Genomic DNA, 432 nt, shown 5'->3' on the forward strand with positions numbered 1-432 from the left:
CACGATGTCCGAGTACAGCGCCGTCGAGTCCATCCGGAAGTTGATGTCGACGACGAGGTCGAGTTTCGGCCACAGTTCCTCCTCGACGGCGACGTTCCCCTTCGCCTGGTTGAAGTAGTTGCCGCGCCAGACGAACATGGTCGTCGGGTCGGGACGAGAGCCGTCGTCGCGTTCCTCGGGGTAGACCGGCATCCATCCCTCGTCGATGGACTCCCGTATCTTCGCGGCCGTGTCGGCGTCGGTGTTGTCGAGGATGCCCGCGTGGTAGTAGGTCCACAGCGTCGTCGGCACCCCGCGGACGTTGCCCGTCGGGAACGACAGCGACTTCCAGCCGTGGAACGTCCATATCTTCTCTTGGCCGACGTAGTGGTCGAGGCCGGTCCCCTGCTCGCCGAGGTTGCCCGTCAGCGTGACGAGCAACTGGAGCGCGCG

At 65.0% G+C, this 432-nt stretch carries 1 pseudogene; it reads right to left on the bottom strand.

The annotated features are described in order from the left end of the window. Positions 1-432: pseudogene (locus DVK06_RS18040) on the bottom strand (molybdopterin-dependent oxidoreductase); the annotation flags it as partial.

Origin of the sequence: Halorubrum sp. Atlit-28R (genome assembly GCF_003665955.1) — an archaeon.
GTDB classification, from domain to species: domain Archaea; phylum Halobacteriota; class Halobacteria; order Halobacteriales; family Haloferacaceae; genus Halorubrum; species Halorubrum tropicale.